The sequence below is a fragment of the Piscinibacter lacus genome, assembly GCF_016735685.1.
Classification (GTDB): Bacteria; Pseudomonadota; Gammaproteobacteria; order Burkholderiales; family Burkholderiaceae_C; genus Aquariibacter; species Aquariibacter lacus.
Map to the genome: position 1 here is coordinate 1,424,451 of NZ_JAERRA010000001.1, position 16,657 is coordinate 1,441,107.

Sequence of the window (16,657 nt, forward strand, 5' to 3'; positions counted from 1 at the left end):
GCGGTCCCGAACGACATGAGCACCCCGTCCGCCCCCCACCAGCTCGACAAGAAGGCCGAGGCCTGGTCCGCGCTGTTCTCCGAGCCGATGAGCGAGCTGGTGCAGCGCTACACCGCCAGCGTCGACTTCGACCGCCGCCTGTGGGATGCCGACATCCGCGGCAGCCTGGCCCATGCCGAGATGCTGCAGGCGGTGGGCCTGCTCAGCGCCGAGGATGGCGCAGCCATCCAGCGCGGCATGGCGCAGATCCGCGCCGAGATCGAGGCCGGCCAGTTCGAGTGGAAGCTGGTGCTGGAAGACGTGCACCTGAACATCGAGGCCCGCCTGACCCAGTTGGTGGGCGATGCCGGCAAGCGCTTGCACACCGGCCGCAGCCGCAACGACCAGGTCGCCACCGACGTGCGGCTGTGGCTGCGCGGCGAGATCGACGAGCTGCTGGCCCTGCTGGCCGCGCTGCAGTCGGCGATGGTGGGCGTGGCCGAAAAGAACGCCGAGGTCATCCTGCCCGGCTTCACCCATCTGCAAGTGGCTCAGCCGGTGAGCTTCGGTCATCACCTGCTGGCCTATGTCGAGATGTTCGCGCGCGATGCCGAGCGCTTGGTCGATGTACGCAAGCGCGTCAACCGCCTGCCGCTGGGCGCCGCCGCCCTGGCCGGCACCAGCTATCCGCTGGACCGCGAGCGCGTGGCCCGCACGCTGGGCTTCGACGGTGTCTGCCAGAACAGTCTGGATGCCGTGAGCGACCGCGACTTCGCGATCGAGTTCACCGCCGCCGCCACGCTGTGCATGGTCCACATCAGCCGCTTGAGCGAAGAGCTGATCCTGTGGATGAGCCAGAGCTTCGGCTTCATCGACCTGGCCGACCGCTTCTGCACCGGCTCGTCGATCATGCCGCAGAAGAAGAACCCCGACGTACCCGAGCTGGCACGCGGCAAGACCGGCCGCGTGGTCGGCCACCTGATGGGCTTGGTGACCTTGATGAAGGGTCAGCCCCTGGCCTACAACAAGGACAACCAGGAGGACAAGGAGCCGCTGTTCGACACGGTGGACACCCTGCGCGACACGCTGCGGATCTTTGCCGAAATGGTCGGCGGCATCACCGTCAAGCCCGAGGCCATGGAGCGCGCGGCGAAGAAGGGCTATGCCACCGCCACCGACCTGGCCGACTATCTGGTCAAGAAGGGCTTGCCTTTCCGCGATGCGCACGAGGCCGTGGCCCATGCCGTCAAGACGGCGATCGGCCGCGGCATCGATCTCAGCGAGCTGACGCTGGCCGAGTTGCAGGCCTTCGATGCCCGCATCGAAGCCGATGTGTTCGAGGTGATGACGCTGCGCGGTTCGCTGGAGGCGCGCAAGGTGCTGGGCGGCACGGCGCCGGTGCAGGTGCGCTCGCAGATCGCGCGACACCGTGCGCGGCTGGCGGGCTGAGCCGCCGCAGCCTCAGCCTCAGCCGATGAGATTGGCCAGCGACAGCAGGGCCAGCAGCAGCATCCACAGCAGCACCGAGCGCCAGACCAGGCCCACGACGCTGCCCAGGTGACCCGGCTCGGGCGACTGGCCCGGCGTGCCGGGACCGGCCTCGGGGCCGGGCGTCCAGGCCCCGCTGGCCGCGCCCAGGCGCAGGCCCACTGCGCCGGCGGCGGCAGCCAGCACCGTGCCTTCATTGCGGTCGGCCCAGAGCAGGGCATCGCGCCGCCAGCAGGCCACCGCTTCCTCGAAATTGCCTACCACCGCGAAGCCGAAGGCGGTCAGCCGGGCGGGCACATGGTCGAGGCCCGCGAACATGGCCTGGGCCACTTCCAGCAGCCGGGCATTGGCGGGCACCCCGCTGAGGTTCTGCTTGTGCGACCAGTAGCGGGTCTGGAACTCGGCCAGGCGGTAGAGCACCGCGCCGGCCGGGCCGAGGCCGAGGATGGCGAAGACGACGAAGCAGAAGAACACGCCGAAGACATGGCGGTGGGCGGCGATCAGCGCATGCTCGATGACCTGGCGCAGCAGCTCGCTGCGCGGCAGGTCGATCAGCTCGATGCCGCGCCATTCGGCCAGGGCGCTGCGCGCGGCCTCTTCGTCGCCGCGGTCGATCGCATCGCGGATGCGGGTGTAGTGGTGGCTGAACTGCCGGAAGCCCATGCACAGGTAGAGCACCAGAACATTCCAGGCCAGGGCCAGCAGCAGGCTGAAGGGTGCGAGCAGCAGGGCGACCACGGCGCTCAGCAGCGTGGGCAGGGCCACGCCCAGGCCCCAGACGATCCAGGCATGGTGGCTGCGGCCGGCGTCGAAGTTGCGGCCGATCCAGCGGGTCCAGCCCAGCACCGCCTCATGCGCCAGCGCCCGCTGGGGCAGGGGCCGCAACTGCTCGATGAGCAGCGCAAGCAGGACGGAGAAGAAGCTCATGCAATCGATGATAGCGAGCGCCTGCGGCCCCCGGCCCGGCGCTCAGGCGCGCAGCAGCAAGTAGAGGTTGCGCAGCATGGCCGCGGTGGCCCCCCAGATCAGTTGCCGGCGCGGCGCGCCGTCGGGCGCCACGGCCGTCCAGGGCATGCTGTAGATCAGCCGCAGTCGGCCGTCCCGTTGCAGGCCGCGGCGTTCGTGATGCTGCGGATTCATCAGGAAGCCCAGCGGCACCTCGAAGATCTCGCCGACCTCGAAAGGGTCGGCTTGCAGCCTCAGGGCCTCGCCATCCACCAGACCGACCACCGGCGTCACGCGGTAGTGGGTGACCGTGGTGTAGACCGGCAGGCAGCCCAGCAGCTCCACTGCCGCAGCGCTCAGGCCGATTTCTTCCTGCGCCTCGCGCAAGGCGGTGGCGACCGGGTCGGCGTCGCCGGCCTCGGCCCGCCCGCCCGGGAAGCTGATCTGGCCGGCATGCTTGCGCAGTTGCGCGGTGCGCCGGGTCAGCAGCACGTGCAGCGTGTGGCCGCCGCCGGCCTGCACGCGCTGCACCAGCGGGATCAGCACGGCTGCGTCGGTGAGCGGGCCTTGGGTCTCCGGACCTTCGCCGCGGTCGCCGAGCAGCTCGGGCGTCCAGGCGGGCGGCTCGGCGAAGTGACGGCGCAAGGCTGCGGCCTGCAGGCGCTCGGAGGGCACCGGCGCTTCGCCGTGGCCGGTGCCGAGCACGGGCAGCGATTCCGGATCCAGCGGGGGCAGGGCGGTGGCGAGGCTCATCGCATGCGACAGGGACCGGTGGACGCTTGAAGCCGGACGAGAAAAAACCGCCAGCGCGCGAAGGCGGTGGCGGTTCTCGGGGCGGGCGGCCGTCCGGGTGGGGACGATCAGGCCAGCTTTTCCTTGATGCGGGCCGACTTGCCGCTGCGCTGGCGCAGGTAGTACAGCTTGGCGCGGCGGACGTCGCCGCGGCGCTTGACTTCGATCGAGGCGATCAGCGGGCTGTAGAGCTGGAAGGTCCGCTCGACGCCTTCGCCGCTGGAGATCTTGCGGACGATGAAGCTGCTGTTCAGGCCGCGGTTGCGCTTGGCGATCACGACGCCTTCGTAGGCCTGCACGCGCTTGCGGGTGCCTTCGACGACGTTGACGCTGACGATCACGGTGTCGCCGGGGGCGAAGGCCGGGATGGTCTTGCCCAGGCGGGCGATTTCTTCTTGCTCGAGTTGGCGGATCAGGTCCATGGGGTCCTCTTGCGATCGTGCCGGCGTCCTGGGTTTGCGTCGCACACCGGGGGGTGCGGCGGGAGGCGGAGCGGCCCCGGGGGGCTGCCTGGAAATCCGCACTCCGACCTGGCAGAGGATCGGGAAAAGCCTGCGAGTATAGCCGCAAGCCCGGCCGCTGCATGCCCTGCCGGGCGTGGCCGTCTCAGCCCGCGCCGCTGGCGGTGTCCTGCGGGGGGGACTCGGCCAGGCGGCGCAGCAGGGCCTCGTCGCGGGCGTCGAGCCGGCCGGCCGCGCGGGCCGCGGCGATCAGGTCGGGGCGGCGCGCGGCGGTCAGCGCCAGCTGGCGTTCGCGCCGCCAGCGCGCGATGGCCGCGTGGTGGCCCGACAGCAGCACCGGCGGCACGGCGGCGCCGTCCTCGGGCAGGCGCTCGGGCCGGCTGTAGTGCGGGCAGTCCAGCAGGCCGTGGTCGGCCGCGAAGCTGTCCTGCTCGTGCGAGGCGGCGTCGTGCAGCACGCCGGGCTGCAGGCGCGCGACGGCGTCGATCAGGGTCAGCGCCGGCAGCTCGCCGCCGGACAGCACGAAGTCGCCGAGGCTCAGCTCCTCGTCGACATGCGCGTCGATGAAGCGCTGGTCGACCCCCTCGTAGCGGCCGCACAGCAGCACGGCGCCGGGGCTGGCCGCCAGGGCGCGCACCCGGTCCTGGCTCAGCGGCCGGCCGGCCGGGCTGAACAGGATCAGCGGCGTGCGCGGCAGGCCGGCCTCGGCCTGCTCGGCGCGCACGCTGCGCAGCGCGCGCGTCAGCGGCTCGACCAGCATCACCATGCCGGGGCCGCCGCCATAGGGCCGGTCGTCGACCCGGCGGTAGGCGTCTTCGGCGAAGTCGCGCAGGGCCCAGAGCTTCAGGTCCAGGGCCGGCGGCCGGCCGCCGCGGGCCTCGAAGGCGCGGCGGATCACGCCCTGCTGCGTGTAGGGCGCGAAGAGTTCGGGGAAGAGGGTGAGGACGTCGAAGCGCATCGCGTCCGCGGCGGCCGGCCCGGGCGGGGCCGGGGCCGCTCAGTAATCCAGGCCCCAGTCGACCCGGATGCGGCCCAGCTCGCGCTCGACCGCGTCGATGTAGGCCGCGACGAAGGGGATCAGCCGCTCGGCAGGCGCCGGCTCGCCGGGGGCGGCGGCGGGCTGCACGCGCAGCACGCTGTGGGCGCCGGTGTCGAGCAGGTCGACGACCTGGCCGAGCACCACGTCCTCGCGGTTGAGGACCTGCAGGCCGATCAGGTCGACCCAGTAGAACTCGTCCTCGGCGGCGCTGGGGAAGCTGCTGCGCGAGACGAAGATGCGTGCGCCGCGCAGGGCCTCGGCCGCGTTGCGGTCCTCGATGTCGTGCGCGCTGGCGACGATGCCGTCGCCGTGCTCGCGCGCCTGCACGATGCGCAGCAGGGTCGGCAGCGGCGGGCTGCCCGGCGGACGTGGGCGAAGCGCTGGCTCCTTCAGGAACCAGCGCTTGGAAGAGAAGAGGGCCTCGGGCTCGCTGGCGTGCGGCAGCACGCGGAAGCCGCCCTTGATGCCCCAGGCCTCACCGATGCGACCGATCTCGATCGCATCGGCGGGCCAGGCCTCGCCGTCGGGTGTGCTCACGTCCCGGGGACGATCCACGGCGCAGGCCGAAGCGGGCTCAGGCGGCCGGGGCGGCCTTGGCCTTGGCGTCCTTGACCAGACGCACGACGGTCGGCGACAGCTGCGCGCCGTTCTTGACCCAGTGGTCCACGCGCTCGAAGGCCACGCGCAGCGGCTCTTCGCCACCCGCGGCGACCGGGTTGTAGAAGCCCACGCGCTCCAGGAAGCGGCCGTCACGGCGCTCGCGCTTGTCGGCAACGACGATGTTGTAGAACGGGCGGCTCTTCGAACCCCCGCGGGACAGTCGGATCACGACCATGGGATTTCCTTGACGTAGTGCACTCAGCGCGCCTGCCGCTCGCCCGGAGACACACGGGGGCTGGCAGGCTGGTGGCCGGTGCATGGGCACCGGCCCGGGCTCCGGTGCCGTAGATACGCCGCCCCGCCACCGACCGCCCGGGCGCTTGCCGCGCCGCGTGGCCGAAGGACGGGTCGACCGTCACCGAAACCCGCGATTATAGGGCTGCGCGGCAGCTGCTCCGCCTTGCGGGCGCCCTTGCGCCGGCCGGGGGCGGCGCGGCTGGTCACAATGCCGGGGTCCGGCGTCCGGCCGGCATCCCGTTTCCCTGACCCTCGACGCCCCGCCATGTCCGGTTCCGCCCGCGCCAAGTCCAAGACCCTGACGGCCTGGATCGCCTTCCTGGGCGGTGTGCTCGGATTGCACCGCTTCTACCTGCGCGGCTGGCGCGACCCGATCGGCTGGCTGCACTGGCCGCCGGCCCTGCTGGGCGCCTGGGGCCTGTGGCGCATGGACCACTACGGCCAGGACGACCGCCTGGCCTGGCTGCTGATCCCTCTGTTCGGCCTGGCCCTGGTGGCAGGGGCGGCCGCGGCCCTGCATGCCGGCCTGATGCCCGATGCGCGCTGGGACGCCCGCCATCGCCCGGACGGCCCGGCCAGCACGAGTGGCTGGCCGGTGGTCTTTGCCGTCATCGGCGCGCTGATGGTGGGCGCGACCGTGCTGATGGCGACCATCGCCTTCTCCGCCCAGCGCTTCTTCGAGTACCAGACCGAGCCGGTGCCCCAGGCGCAATCCGCGCCCTGAGCGGAGTCGGCTGGCGCCGCCCCTCACTGGCCGCCGGGCTCAGCCCCCGGCGGGGCCCGGCGTGAAGGCCCCGGCATGCTGCTCGCGCAGCTGCTTCTTCTGCACCTTGCCCATGGCATTGCGGGGCAGGGCCTCGGTCCAGACGATGGCCTTGGGGCACTTGAAGGCCGCCAGCTTCTGCCGCAGTGCGGCCAGCAGGCCGGCGTCCTCGGGCGGCGGCTTCGTCGAGGCCACCAGCACCGCCAGCACCCCTTCGCCGAAGTCCGGGTGCGGCACGCCGATCACGGCCGACTCGGCCACGCCGGGCAGGCTGTCGAGGGCCTGCTCGATCTCGGCCGGATAGACGTTGAAGCCGCCGCTGATGATGAGGTCGCTCCCGCGGCCGTCCAGGGTCAGCACGCCGTGGGCGTCCAGGCGGCCGAGGTCGCCGGTGCGAAACCAGCGCCGGCCGTCCGCGTCGGTGACGAAGGCTTCGGCCGTCTTGGCCGGCTGGCGCCAGTAGCCGTCGAAGAGGCTCGGCCCGGCGACCTGCACGGCGCCGGTCTCGCCCGCCGGCAGCGGCCGGTCCCCGGCGTCGACCACGCGCAGGTCCACCCCCGGCAGGGCCGGTCCGACGGTGGCCGGGCGCCGTTCGCCGTGCAGGGGGTTGGAGGCGATCATGCCGGCCTCGCTCATGCCGTAGCGCTCCAGGATGCGGTGGCCGGTGCGGGCTTCCCAGGCGGCGAAGGTCTCGGCCGAGAGCGGCGCCGAGCCGCTCACGCACAGCCGCAGGCTGGCGCAGGTGGCGTGGTCGAGCTCGGGCTCGCGCAGCAGGCGGCTGTACATGGTCGGCACGCCCATGAAGAGGCTGGCGCCCGGCAGCTGCGCCCGCACGGCCTGCGGCTCGAAGCGGTCCAGCCAGCGCATGGTGCTGCCGTGCAGCAGGGCGCCCATGGCAGCCACGAAGAGGCCGTGGATGTGGAAGATCGGCAGGGCATGCACCAGCACGTCCGCGCCGGTCCAGCCCCAGGCCCGGCCGACGATGCGCGCATTGGCGAGCAGGGCCGCGTGGCAGAGCTGGGCGCCCTTGCTGCGGCCGGTGGTGCCGCTGGTGTAGATCAGCGCCGCGGCCTGGCCCGGCGTGCAGGGCTGGGTGGCACAGGCTTCGGGCTGGAAGCTGGCCCGGTCGATCAGCGTGCCCTCGCCCGCGCTGCCCAGGGTGTAGACATGGCGCACGCCGCGCTGGAAGCCCAGGGTGGACAGGGCCGGGAACGCCGCCGGGCTGCACACCAGCACGGCCGGCCGGGCGTCCTCGATGAAGTGCTGCATCTCCGCGTCCCGGTAGGCTGGGTTCAGCGGCACGTGGACGAAGCCCGCGCGCAGCGCGGCCAGGAAGAGCAGCAGCGCCTCGGGCGACTTCTCGGTCTGCACCATCAGCCGCGGCGGGCTGCCGTCGGGCTCGGGCGGCAGATCCAGGCTGAGCAGCAGGTTCGCGATCTTTCCGCTCGCGGCGTCGAGGTCGCGCCAGCGCCAGGCGCGGCCGTCGGCCAGCGCCAGGGCCGGGCGGTCCATGTCGGCTGGAAAGCCCGCGCGCAGCGCGTCGTAGAGATTGCCGGACGCCGGCAGCAGGTCGGTGGGGGCCATGGGCCGCGATGGTAGGGGCGGCCTGCGCAGTTCCCACAGTCCGGGCCGGACGCGGCCCCGGCACACTGCCGCGGCCGACGGCCTCGCAGCCCTTGCGCTGGCGCCACGGCGCCGCGGCGGCTGCACCGCGGCCCTCGCGCCGCCCGTTCGCCGCCCGCCCTCCCGTGCCTGTCCTGTCCGCTCCGCCATGCTGCCGCCCGATCCGCTGAGCCTGCAAACCGCCCTGCTGCTGGTCGAGATCGCGGCCATCGCCGCCTTCGCGCTCAGTGGCCTGATGGAGGCCGCGCACAAGCGGCTCGACGTGGTCGGTGCGCTGGCCGTGTCCGGTCTCGCGGCCTTCGGCGGCGGCACGCTGCGCGATGTGCTGCTCGACCGCCGGCCCTTCTTCTGGGTCGAGCACAGCGGCTACGTCTGGTTCCTGCTGGGCCTGGGCCTGATCACCATGCTGTGGCTGCGCCGCCGCCATCTGCGGCCCACGCGGCGCGCCATCGTCTGGCCCGACACCCTGGGCCTGGGCCTCTTCACCGCCACCGGCACCCAGCTCGGCCTGCAGCACGGCATGCCGCCGCTGATCGCGGTGCTGATGGGCGTGATCACGGCCGTCATGGGCGGCGTGCTGCGCGACATCGTCTGCAACGAGATTCCCAGCGCCTTCCGCGACCACCGCCCCTACGCGCTCTGCGCCTTCGCCGGCGGCTGGGCCGGGGTGGCCGCGCGCAGCCTGGGGGCCGACGAGGCCCAGGCCCTGGCCGCCGCGGCGGGGCTGACCATCACCCTGCGCAGCGCCGCGTTGTGGGGCCGCTGGCGCGTGCCGGCCTGGCCGGCCGACTGATCGGCCGACGGAGCCATCCGCCGCAAGGCCGCGGCCGGCCGCCCGCCAGCGCCGACAATCCGCCCATGTACCAGCCCAGCCAGGACGACGTCCGCCGCTTCTTCTGCGAGGCCCACCGCAAGGCCCGCGCCGGTGAACCGCTGACGCCGATGGATGCCATCGCCGCCGACTGGATCGCCGAGCACCCCGAGTACCACGCCGACCTGGCCGACCTGGACGCTGCGCTGGCCGCGCGCTTCACGGTGGACGAGGGCCGCAGCAACCCCTTCCTGCACCTGTCCATGCACCTGAGCCTGGTCGAGCAGGCCCAGATCGACCAGCCGCGCGGCATCCGCCAGGCCCTGGAGCTGCTGGCCCGCCGCCGCGGCTCGATGCACGCCGCCCACCACGAGGCCATGGAGTGCCTGGGCGAGATGATCTGGGCCTCCCAGCGCAGCGGTCTGCCGCCGGATGGCGAGCGCTACCTGGCCGCGGTGCGCGCGCGGGCGACGCGCGACTGAGCCGGTCGGGGTTGCTCCCCGAGGCAAGCCGTCGGCGGGTCGATTCGCGCTGAGAGAACTGCCCGTCCCGTGTGGAACGCGGCCCGCCACGCTGATCGCATGACGCCGCAGGCGGGCCGCGGATCCGGCGCGTCCTGGGCATGGTCAGCCGACCGGGCACGGCGCGGGACGGTATGCGGTCGCGTCCTGAACTCCTAGCAGGCTGCTGAAGTACTCCCGCCCCCTGGCTGACAGTCCCGATGCGCACGCTCTGAAGCCCAGGGAAGATCGAGCCCATGCGCGGACCCGACACCTACACCGAAGGCCTGTTCACGATGCGTCGGCTCGACGACTTCGTGCCGGCCAACCATCCCTTGCGACGCATCCGCGTCATGGCCAACGAGGCGCTGGCCGAGATGGACAGCTTGTTCTCGGCCATGTACGAGGCCGACATCAAGGGCGGTCGCCCGAGCATCGCGCCCGAAAAGCTCATGCGCGCCATGCTGTTGCAGATCCTGTTCAGCGTGCGCTCGGAGCGTCAGCTCATGGAGCAGACTCGCTACAACATGCTGTTTCGCTGGTTCATCGGCCTGGCCATGGACGACCCGGTTTGGGTGCCCACGGTCTTCACCAAGAACCGGCAACGCCTGATCGCGCACGACGCCGTCGTCGTCTTCTTCAACGAAGTCATCCGGACCGCCCACAAGAAGCACTGGCTGTCGGGCGAGCATTTCAGCGTCGATGGCACGCTGATCCAGGCATGGGCCGGCCACAAGAGTTTCGTCAGCACGGCCCCGGGCAAGGACGCCGACAAGGATCCGAACGACCGTAGCGGCCCGGGCGGATTCAAGGGCACCACGCGCAGCAACGAGACGCACTCATCGAAGACCGATCCGGATGTGCGGCTGTACCGCAAGGGCAAGACCGCCAGCGAGCTGCGCTACATGGGTCACACCTTGACCGACAACCGCCACGGCCTGGTGGTCAACGCCAGGGTCACGCAGGCCGATGGTCACGCCGAACGCGAAGCCGCCAAGGTGATGATTCATGACGCTCGCCAAGCCGTCGGTGACGCCGACGTCGAGGTCACGCTGGGCGCCGACAAGGGGTATGACGCGGCCGAGTTCATCGAGGCATTGCAGCGCATGAAGGTCACGCCGCACATCGCGCAGAACAAGTCCGGCCGCCGATCCGCCGTCCCCGATGAGGTAGCCGCCACCGAGGGCTACGCGCTGTCGCAGCGCAAGCGTAAGCTGATCGAACAGGGCTTCGGCTGGGCCAAGTTCGTGGGCCCGATCCGCCAGGTGATGGTGCGTGGCCTGCGTAAGGTCGACCAGTTGTTCGTGATGACGATGGCTGTCTACAACTTGGTGCGGATGCGGACCTTGGGAGAAGTCCGTCCAGTGGCTGGATGAGGGCGCGAAAGCAGCCTGGAAATGCCTCTGGACGGGCGAAATGACCGCCTGGCGGCGCTCATCGGGGCGGAATGAAGATCGAAGTGCTTCAGACACGGGCCTCAGGCGTGCTTCGTGATGGGTACTTCAGCAGCCTGTTAGCGGGGTGCTTGCAGCAGGACAAACCCGACCGGAATCCCTCGCATCGGCCTCCATGGGCCATTCTCAATGGGGCTGCCGTGCGGGCGGCCGAGAGTATTTCGGGCCGGCTCTGGCATCCTGTTTGTCAGTGGTTGCGTGAGGGCGTACCGAGCCTTTTCGTCACCGGCTTTCTAGCGGGCTTTGCGGTGCACCCTCATGCCTGAAGGGTATTCGAAACAGTATCCCTGCCCCATTGAGGGACCCTTTTGCATATCGGGCGGGGCGGGGCGGGCCGGGCCCTATCCGAATCCAGGGCCGCACTACGGGTTCTCGATTGGGTCCGCCGGGCGACGGCCTGCTGTAAATTGCCGCGCACCGATGAGGCATCACCCCGCCGCGCGCTGCCCTGGAGCCGACCATGCCCGAAAAGTTGCTTACCGAAGCTGCCTGGAAGTCGTTTGCCAAGAACGGGGACCACAAGGATGCCGCGCTGCTCAAGGCGCTCAAGGCCTTGGATCAGGCCGCGAAGGACGATCCTTCGGGCGCCCTGCATGCCTTGGACGATATCGAGGAACAGATCGGTGCGCTGCGAAAGGCCGGCAGGGCCGACAAGGCCTTGGGCAGCCATCTGAACCAGATGGAGGTCGCCCTCGGCAAGGAGAGAAAGCTGCAGCAGAAGCAGCTGGATGCGCAAAGCAAGGACGCCGACGGAGCGGATGTCGAAGACTCCCCGACCCTGTTAACCACCAAGCTGCTGCCGCTGTTGCGCGAGGTGCGCAAGGGCAGTGTGACGATGAGTGCATTGATTGTCACCGCCGGCAAGGACGCCGCGGTGATGTTGGCCCGCCGCCCGATCCCCCCGGCACGCAGCAAGCTGCTCAAGGAGTACCTGGGCATCAGCGCAGGCACCAAGATCATCCCCGCGGAGTGCCTTCTCGAAGACAACGCGGTGACCTTCCTGGTCCAGAGTCAGGCCACCGGACTTGCCAAGAAGCTCAAGCAGGCGCTGCTGAATCAGGTGGAGCAGCGGCTGAAGGTGAGGGTGCGCGGCCTGGAGCCGGGTGACGTTGACGAGGAGGCCGAGGACGAAGCTCCGGAGGGTCAAGGGCAGGCCCCGGTGTCTCCGACGGGCAGCGAGCCGGTCGACGAAACCCGGCGGCTTTTCCTGGAGCGGCTGGACCAGCTTTCGCCGCGGGTTGCCGCCGCGCTCCGTGACCAGAAGGGCGACACCGGCAAGCTGCGCGCCGTGATCGCATTTGCCCGCGAGAAGGGCGAGGCGGCCGCCTGGACCAGTGGTTTGAAGGCCCTGGAAACCCTGGAAAAGCTCCTCGAGGCAGCCGCGCAGGGTGACTCCGCGGCGTCCTCGCCCACCTCCCCGCCAGAGACCGCCGGCAAGGACGGCAAGGTCGGAGCTGGCGCGGCGTTCAACGCCCGGCTCGCCGCCTTGATGCCCAAGCTCAAGGAGGCACTTGGGGCGGGCGGGCCTGCAGCCACCGACCTGAAGCTGAAGGTCAGCGAGGCTGGGGTCACGGCGCGCAAGGGGCTCTTTGATGAGGCGCACGCGCTGCTCGACGACGCCGAGGCCCTGCTCACCGGCTCGGACGAGGAGCCGTCCTCTCCCACCGACCCCCTGGCCCTCGCGTGGCGTGAGCGCTTGCAGGGGACCGCGCGGGCCCTGGGCGAGAAGGCGCCTCCGGGCCATGCCGATGCCGCCAAGCTGCAGGCCATCCTGGACCACGCCAACAAGCTCGCGGCCGGGGGCGACTGGCGCAAGGCGCTTGCCGCGCTGGACCAGCTCGACAAGATCCTGGCCGCGCGCACCGCCCCCCCGCCCGGGGAAACCGCCGACCCGCAGCCGGGCCCGCGGCGCTTGCCGGTGGCGTATCTAAAAAGTGTCCATGCCTATCGCAAGGCCGCGGCCTTGGTCAAGGGCCGGATCCAGACCCTCAAGCAGGCAATCCCCCAGGCTCTGCCCACCCAGCAAGAGCTGATTGACACGCTCGCGGAGGTGCTCGACCAACACAACGAGCTGTTGCTCGAGGCGGTCGACGACGCCATGACGGCGATCCAGGGCGAACAGGGCGTCGTGACCCAGGCCCTCGCCGACACGATCGATACCTACCTCGACCTGCTGAGCAGCGATCCCTTGATCAAGGCGGCTGACAGCAACCCCTTCGGCGTCCAGATCGACCTCCAGGACACCCTGTTCAGTGCCCTGTCCGAAGTGCGCCGAACGATGCCCGAGCCGAACTGAGCGCTCGCGCCCCAACAACCGACCTACGGAAGAGGACAGGCATGCCCACATTGGACGAGCAGGTGACTTGGTGCAGCGATGTCGCCACGCTGCTGAAACAGCACAAGAAGGTGCAGTCCCTCGACATTCCCGTCGTCGCAGCCGAGGTCAGAGGTCTTCTCGTGAGGGTGGACACGGGGGCGCGCAGGGATGCGCCGGGGTCTCGCGTGGTCAAGGAATACGCCAACTACGCGAAGCGCTTCGAGGAGTTGAGCCGGCAGGCCAACGAAATCAAAGACAAGACCGCGGCCAAGCAGCTCAAGGAGAAGGTTGCCGCCACCCAGCTTGTGCAGGTCGGCCAGCACCTGGAACGGCTGGCTGATCTGATCAAGCTGGGCCTGTCGGAGTTCGACCCGACCCTGGCCAAGGATCCCCAGATCAAGGAGCTCCGGCGGGCTGCCGAGGAGCATCGGCCGGTCTACGAAGACAAGCGCAATCGCATCAGCTCGGCGATCGAGGAGCTGAAGCGGCTGGGACCGGGGGCGGAGACCGAGATCCAGGCGCTGGAGGCGCTGCGCGATGCCGGACGCTTCATGGAGCCTGACTACGCCAAGGCCTACGGCTGCCTCGGCGGGCTGACCGGGCTGCTGAAGGAGGGCAAGAAGGCAATCGCCCGGTTCGACCGGACCATTGACGACCCCGGCTACCGCGACAGCATGCAGGCGGCCGAAACGGCCATCTCGAATTTCGAGAGCGTTTTCGGTCTGGGCCACGCCTTGAAGGTTCAGGGCTGGCGGCAAAGGCTGAATGAGGCGCGACGCATGGCCAAGTCCCAGCCGCTGGATGCCCGGAAGGCCGTCGAGTCCGTCCGGGACGGGGCCAAGGATGCACTCCGCACCTACGCCACCCAGCGCGATAAGCTGGGTGAGTCGCTGGAGTCGATCCAGGTCAGGCTCGACACCCTGGGGATGATGGCGCCCATCGAGATCGTCGCCCCGCTTCTGCAGCAGCTGGACGAGGCGCGGTCCACCCTCGGCACGCAGCAATTCGAGGCGGCTGAGTTGCTCCTCGAGCGACTGGATTCCGAGGTCGACACCCAGCGCGAGGCGCATTTGGGAGACCAGGACCGGTGGACCAAGCTGGAAACGGTCGACAAGCTCGCCGAGCTTGTCGGCGGGCTCAGGGCGTTCACCGAATCCCAGATCGAAGAGTCCGCCCCGACGGCGATGCGGCAGGCCAAGTTGCTGCTCAATCGGGTCGACGGTCAGGCCAGGCCCTTGGCCGCTCAGCGACGCTTCGGTCAAGCCCTGGCATGCGTCGAGCCGGTTCTGCCGGACCTCAAAGCCTTTGCGCTTTGGTGCAAGACCTACATCCAGGACGCCGCGGACAAGAAGCCACTCAAGGACTACGACGTCACGTCGGTCAAGGACCCTGTTGCGCGCCACCTGCTGGACCTGCTGCCCTACCTTACCCAGCGCTTGCAGTGGAGTTCGAAGATCGAGAAGCGCAAGGCCTTCCTCAGGGGCGTGGGGGTGAACCCGGACGCGCTCAGCAGCCCCGTGCCCGCGCTGCTCAAGGACTTCACCAACCATCTAATTTCGTGGCAGGAGCGGCTCGACCGCGACGAGCCCCGGGCTGCATCGAGGCTGGACAAGGAGAGCGAGCAAGACCACGCCTTGCGTCTGAAGAACAGCCTCGCGGCCATCGACCAGCAGTTCAAGGGCGAGTTTGTCGCCTCAGCCGATGCGCTGCTCAAGGAGCTTGAGCTGGAAAAGTACCAGCCCGCCAAGGATGTCCTAGAGCGACGCGAGTTGGACAAGGCCCTCGAGCAGGATCAGCGCAAATTGGTTCAGGCCCGTGACAGGCTGATAAACCGTCTGAAAGCCATCGATGAATCGGTGGCGACGACCAGCTCCCTGCTCGCCCAGACCGCCGATCTGCGCGATCGGGTAGGCAAGCTGCTCGAGCAGGTTCTGGGCAGCTCGGCCCAGGATTACCAGAAGAAAACGAAGGACGAACGCGACGCCCTGGTCCTCAAGATCACGCAGGAAATCGACGATTCTTTGACCAAGGAAATCGACACCCTGCGCCAGATGGCCGACGAGGAGCTCAAGGACAAGCGCAGGGTCAAGCCAGCGCTGGTAAAGGAGGCCGAGCAGCTGCTCAAGCAGCTCGAGGGCGAACTCGAGCCGGGGAGCGCCAATAACGGCCAGACCAAGGCGTCTTGGCAAGCCTACGGCGAGACCCTGCGCATTGAGCTGGACGCTGCAATCATCATGGTCGACACGGACAAGATGGAGGTGCTGGAGACCGGGCTGAAGGCCCTGCAGGAACTGATCCAGAAGGTCACGGACTTGCTGAAGCTCACGGCGGGCAAGTCGGCCGTCAAGACCGGCTTCGAGGAAGTCCAGGCCCTGAAGGACACGCTTGAGAAGGACCTGACGACCGGTCTGCCGCCGACGGCCGAGCAGTACCGGGCCGATGCCGTGGCGCGTCTCCTGGGCGAGTTCAGGACCAGCCTGGCCGAGTCCCTCAAGGGGCAGGGGCCCGACGAGGCCAAGCAGGCTCTGGGGGCATTCCGCAAGCGTCTTGACGAGGTGCTTCAAGAGGCTGCCGCGGCGAAGCTGGAGCACGACAATCTGTGGAGCACGCTGGGCACCCAGCTCGAAAGGCAACTCGACGAGCTGGCCAAGAAGCCCGGCGTCGAGTCGCTGGTGAAGAAGCTGCGGGGCAGACTGGACGGGGCGATGGCCGGCAAGTGCACGGTGAATGCCGCCACGCTGACCCTGCATGAGCTTCAGCTGACGCTCAAGCTGGCGCTCGACGACAGCAAGCCCGAGGTGCGCGAGCAGTTCAATATGCAGGCCGCACAGGAAACGCTGCGCAACGAATCCGACATCGAGTTCGCGCCCCAACGCTACGCCGCGGCGCGGGAGGTCTTCGAAAAGAGCGTGCGCCGCCGGGCCAAGCTGCTGCGCGATGAACTGCCGGCCGATCAGCGCAATGTGTCGCTCTACCAGCGCATCGACCAATTGGCCAAGACCGCCGACCAGACGGCCAAGCAGGCGTCCAAGGCGACTACGCCCACCGAAAAGGGCAAGCTCTACGACAGCGCCCGCAGCAGCCTAGATCTGGCCACCGAGGCGGCCGAGGCCTTCCTCGAGAACCCCTTGTCTGCCACGGCAGCCTCGCGCAAGGCCCTCACCGAGTGCCAGAGTCGCTGGAAGATTGCCGTGGGCGGCTTCGTGAGCGCCGTGCTGCAACTCGGCGCCGACATGGAGAAGGCCATTCAGGCCGATTCGTCGACCAAAAAGATCTCCTGGCAGCAGACCGCCTTGCCCAGCGTCAGGAAGCTGGTCGGACTGGTAGATCCCAATGCCTTTGACGCCGCGGTGGGCGTACTTGGCGAAGCGCCCCCCACGGCGCCGAAGGACCTGGCCGTTCGGCGCAAGCAGAAGGAGCAGGCCATGCTCCGTCTGGCCCAGTTCGAGCGCGAACTGCAGTCCCATCCGCTCCTGCCAGTGCTCGCCGGCAATCCCTTCGTGCCGGTGAAGTCACAGCCCTTGCTGACTGCGCTGGCCGGCGTGCGCGCGGCCGTGCTCACCAGTTGAACGACACGCCCTGAGGACA

Annotated in this window: 14 protein-coding genes; 7 read left to right on the forward strand and 7 right to left on the reverse strand. The window is 69.6% G+C overall.

Annotated features, from left to right (window positions below; genetic code table 11):
- Positions 1–15 precede the first annotated feature (15 nt).
- Positions 16–1,428: an argininosuccinate lyase gene (argH, locus tag JI742_RS06565; protein WP_201824896.1), complete on the forward strand. Its 1,413-nt coding sequence runs from the start codon at positions 16–18 to the stop codon at positions 1,426–1,428.
- A gap of 18 nt (positions 1,429–1,446) precedes the next feature.
- On the opposite strand, the gene JI742_RS06570 is transcribed toward argH, so the two are convergent.
- The 6 genes from JI742_RS06570 to rpsP form a co-directional block, all read right to left on the reverse strand.
- Complete coding sequence (locus JI742_RS06570; RefSeq protein WP_201824897.1) at positions 1,447–2,394, reverse strand: CobD/CbiB family protein; 948 nt, start codon at positions 2,392–2,394, stop codon at positions 1,447–1,449.
- 42 nt (positions 2,395–2,436) lie between these two features.
- On the reverse strand, positions 2,437–3,165 hold the full coding sequence (locus JI742_RS06575; RefSeq protein ID WP_201824898.1) for a CoA pyrophosphatase: 729 nt from the start codon (positions 3,163–3,165) through the stop codon (positions 2,437–2,439).
- A 107-nt stretch (positions 3,166–3,272) separates the two neighbouring features.
- Positions 3,273–3,626 carry a 50S ribosomal protein L19 gene (gene rplS / locus JI742_RS06580; RefSeq protein WP_182660887.1) on the reverse strand — a complete coding sequence of 118 codons (354 nt, stop codon included), beginning with the start codon at positions 3,624–3,626 and terminating at the stop codon, positions 3,273–3,275.
- A 184-nt stretch (positions 3,627–3,810) separates the two neighbouring features.
- Complete coding sequence (gene trmD, locus JI742_RS06585) at positions 3,811–4,623, reverse strand: tRNA (guanosine(37)-N1)-methyltransferase TrmD (RefSeq protein ID WP_201824899.1); 813 nt, start codon at positions 4,621–4,623, stop codon at positions 3,811–3,813.
- 39 nt (positions 4,624–4,662) lie between these two features.
- The gene (gene rimM / locus JI742_RS06590; protein WP_201824901.1) at positions 4,663–5,241 is read right to left on the reverse strand and encodes a ribosome maturation factor RimM; all 579 of its coding nucleotides are present in this window, start codon (positions 5,239–5,241) and stop codon (positions 4,663–4,665) included.
- 37 nt (positions 5,242–5,278) lie between these two features.
- Positions 5,279–5,539, reverse strand: coding sequence for a 30S ribosomal protein S16 (gene rpsP, locus JI742_RS06595; RefSeq protein ID WP_201824903.1), 261 nt, complete (start codon positions 5,537–5,539; stop codon positions 5,279–5,281).
- A 327-nt stretch (positions 5,540–5,866) separates the two neighbouring features.
- Between rpsP and JI742_RS06600 the strand changes: the two genes are divergently transcribed.
- Complete coding sequence (locus JI742_RS06600; protein ID WP_201824906.1) at positions 5,867–6,325, forward strand: TM2 domain-containing protein; 459 nt, start codon at positions 5,867–5,869, stop codon at positions 6,323–6,325.
- Between the two features lie 39 nt (positions 6,326–6,364).
- On the opposite strand, the gene JI742_RS06605 is transcribed toward JI742_RS06600, so the two are convergent.
- Entirely contained in the window at positions 6,365–7,948 is a 1,584-nt protein-coding gene (locus JI742_RS06605) for an AMP-binding protein (RefSeq protein WP_201824907.1), read from the reverse strand.
- Positions 7,949–8,135: 187 nt separating this feature from the next.
- On the opposite strand from JI742_RS06605, the gene JI742_RS06610 reads away from it, so the two are divergent.
- From JI742_RS06610 to JI742_RS06630, 5 genes are all read left to right on the forward strand, one after another.
- Positions 8,136–8,780, forward strand: coding sequence for a trimeric intracellular cation channel family protein (locus JI742_RS06610; RefSeq protein WP_201824909.1), 645 nt, complete (start codon positions 8,136–8,138; stop codon positions 8,778–8,780).
- A gap of 65 nt (positions 8,781–8,845) precedes the next feature.
- Positions 8,846–9,280, forward strand: coding sequence for a DUF1841 family protein (locus tag JI742_RS06615; RefSeq protein WP_182660899.1), 435 nt, complete (start codon positions 8,846–8,848; stop codon positions 9,278–9,280).
- Between the two features lie 275 nt (positions 9,281–9,555).
- A complete protein-coding gene (locus tag JI742_RS06620) occupies positions 9,556–10,674 on the forward strand; it encodes an IS5 family transposase (RefSeq protein WP_201824912.1) in 1,119 nt (372 codons plus the stop codon).
- Positions 10,675–11,212: 538 nt separating this feature from the next.
- Positions 11,213–13,048, forward strand: a complete 1,836-nt coding sequence (locus JI742_RS06625) for a hypothetical protein (RefSeq protein ID WP_201824914.1) — start codon at positions 11,213–11,215, stop codon at positions 13,046–13,048.
- A gap of 41 nt (positions 13,049–13,089) precedes the next feature.
- Positions 13,090–16,638 (forward strand): coiled-coil domain-containing protein, encoded by a 3,549-nt coding sequence (locus JI742_RS06630; protein ID WP_201824916.1) that lies wholly within the window; start codon positions 13,090–13,092, stop codon positions 16,636–16,638.
- Positions 16,639–16,657: the final 19 nt, after the last annotated feature.

What these genes read in the sequence shown, in the direction of transcription:
- argH (WP_201824896.1), top strand. Translation starts at nt 16, where the DNA reads ATGAGCACCCCGTCCGCCCCCCACCAGCTCGACAAGAAGGCCGAGGCC.
- JI742_RS06570 (WP_201824897.1), bottom strand. Translation starts at nt 2,394, where the DNA reads ATGAGCTTCTTCTCCGTCCTGCTTGCGCTGCTCATCGAGCAGTTGCGG.
- JI742_RS06575 (WP_201824898.1), bottom strand. Translation starts at nt 3,165, where the DNA reads ATGAGCCTCGCCACCGCCCTGCCCCCGCTGGATCCGGAATCGCTGCCC.
- rplS (WP_182660887.1), bottom strand. Translation starts at nt 3,626, where the DNA reads ATGGACCTGATCCGCCAACTCGAGCAAGAAGAAATCGCCCGCCTGGGC.
- trmD (WP_201824899.1), bottom strand. Translation starts at nt 4,623, where the DNA reads ATGCGCTTCGACGTCCTCACCCTCTTCCCCGAACTCTTCGCGCCCTAC.
- rpsP (WP_201824903.1), bottom strand. Translation starts at nt 5,539, where the DNA reads ATGGTCGTGATCCGACTGTCCCGCGGGGGTTCGAAGAGCCGCCCGTTC.
- JI742_RS06600 (WP_201824906.1), top strand. Translation starts at nt 5,867, where the DNA reads ATGTCCGGTTCCGCCCGCGCCAAGTCCAAGACCCTGACGGCCTGGATC.
- JI742_RS06605 (WP_201824907.1), bottom strand. Translation starts at nt 7,948, where the DNA reads ATGGCCCCCACCGACCTGCTGCCGGCGTCCGGCAATCTCTACGACGCG.
- JI742_RS06610 (WP_201824909.1), top strand. Translation starts at nt 8,136, where the DNA reads ATGCTGCCGCCCGATCCGCTGAGCCTGCAAACCGCCCTGCTGCTGGTC.
- JI742_RS06615 (WP_182660899.1), top strand. Translation starts at nt 8,846, where the DNA reads ATGTACCAGCCCAGCCAGGACGACGTCCGCCGCTTCTTCTGCGAGGCC.
- JI742_RS06620 (WP_201824912.1), top strand. Translation starts at nt 9,556, where the DNA reads ATGCGCGGACCCGACACCTACACCGAAGGCCTGTTCACGATGCGTCGG.
- JI742_RS06625 (WP_201824914.1), top strand. Translation starts at nt 11,213, where the DNA reads ATGCCCGAAAAGTTGCTTACCGAAGCTGCCTGGAAGTCGTTTGCCAAG.
- JI742_RS06630 (WP_201824916.1), top strand. Translation starts at nt 13,090, where the DNA reads ATGCCCACATTGGACGAGCAGGTGACTTGGTGCAGCGATGTCGCCACG.